General features: G+C 65.0%; 3 protein-coding genes. 2 read left to right on the top strand and 1 reads right to left on the bottom strand.

The window, feature by feature from the left end; genetic code table 11:
- Positions 1–368 (top strand): class I SAM-dependent methyltransferase (locus tag ACESMD_RS13440; RefSeq protein ID WP_372613976.1); only part of this gene is annotated, 368 nt, incomplete at its 5' end.
- Here the strand turns inward: ACESMD_RS13440 and greB are convergent.
- Entirely contained in the window at positions 350–895 is a 546-nt protein-coding gene (gene greB, locus ACESMD_RS13435) for a transcription elongation factor GreB (protein WP_372613974.1), read from the bottom strand. The genes ACESMD_RS13440 and greB overlap by 19 nt on opposite strands.
- Before the next feature lie 144 nt (positions 896–1,039).
- Here greB and ACESMD_RS13430 point away from each other — a divergent pair.
- The coding region (locus ACESMD_RS13430) for an NUDIX domain-containing protein (protein ID WP_372613972.1) at positions 1,040–1,421 on the top strand (382 nt) is incomplete at its 3' end.

Genomic DNA, 1,421 nt, shown 5'->3' with positions numbered 1-1,421 from the left:
TGGCAAGGCGTGGTGCCCGGGTCACGGCGGTGGATGTCAATGCCTTCGCCGTGGAGGCGACACGTCGCACCCTGGCGGCCAATGGCCTTTCGGCCGAGGTGCTGGCCAGCGATGTCTATTCGGCGCTGGGCGAGAGGCGATTTTCCGTCATCGTCAGCAATCCTCCCTTCCATCAGGAGCGTGCCATCGATTACGGCCCGGCGGGAAGGTTGATCACCGAGGCACCCGACCATCTGGCGCCGGGCGGGCAGTTGCTGCTCGTGGCCAATGCCTTTCTGCCCTATCCGGATATGCTTACGCGGGCCTTCGGTGGCTTCGAGATCCTCGCCGAGGATCGGCGGTTTCGGGTCTATCGGGCGGTGCGTTGATCCCGATAGGCGATATCGGTGATGACATAGTCCGTCGCGCCTCCCGGGGCATCGACCCTGACGTCATCATCCAGTGACTTGCCGAGCAGCGCCTTGGCAAGCGGCGCATCGACGCTGATCCAGTGCTTCGTGGTATCGGTCTCGTCGTGGCCGACCAGGCGGACCCGGAGTTCTTCCCCGGCGTCGTCTTCCAGGGTGACGAAGGCACCGAAATAGACCTTGCCGGTGTCCGCCGGCAGGCGGTCCACCACCTGGAGCTCATCGAGGCGCTTGGTGAGATAGCGGATCCGGGCGATGACCCGGTTGAGCTCCTTCTTGTTGTAGGTATAGTCGGCGTTCTCGCTGCGGTCGCCAAGGGCGGCGGCCTCGCCCACCCTGGCCGAGAGCGCCGGGCGCTTGACCCGCGACAGGTGATCGAGGATGCCGCGAAGCCGTTCGGCGCCTTCGGCGGTAATCAGGTTGCTCCTGGGTTCCTGGCGCGGGTCCTTGGCGGGATCACGCCAGCGTGTCATGTTGCGGCCTTTCATGGCGCTCCTGACCGGTATGGGCTTCAGCGGGGAAGATACGCCAGCGGCGGCGAGGGTGCCAGACCGGCGAGGCGTTGGTGTTGGACATTGGCATTGCCTCGTCCAGTCATGATAATGATGGCGCTTCATCGAAAGGAGGGCGGCATGGTGGATTCCCCGCGCGGAAAGGAACAAGCTCCCGGGGTCAGCGCTTCCTTCACCACAGCGGATGTCGAGCTGGTCGAGCGGCGTTGCCTGCATCAGGGGTTCTTCCGTCTCGACGAGCTTCATCTGCGCCATCGCCTCTTCGAAGGCAGCTGGAGCGGCGAGGTGGTGAGGGAGGTTCACTGTCGACATGATGCCGTGGGTGTGCTGCTCTATGATGTGGAGCGGGACGCGGTCGTGTTGATCGAGCAGTTTAGGGCCGGGGCCCTCGATGACCCCGTCTCTCCCTGGAAGCTCGAGGTGGTGGCCGGCCTGGTCAAGGAGGGCGAGAGCCCTGCTGGGGTCGCCCGCCGTGAGGCCATGGAGGAGGCGGGCTGTGAGG

This window comes from Halomonas sp., from assembly GCF_041689495.1.
Lineage (GTDB): Bacteria > Pseudomonadota > Gammaproteobacteria > Pseudomonadales > Halomonadaceae > Halomonas.
The sequence above is the reverse complement of the archived record's forward strand: the minus strand, read 5'-3'. Positions and strand labels throughout refer to the sequence as shown.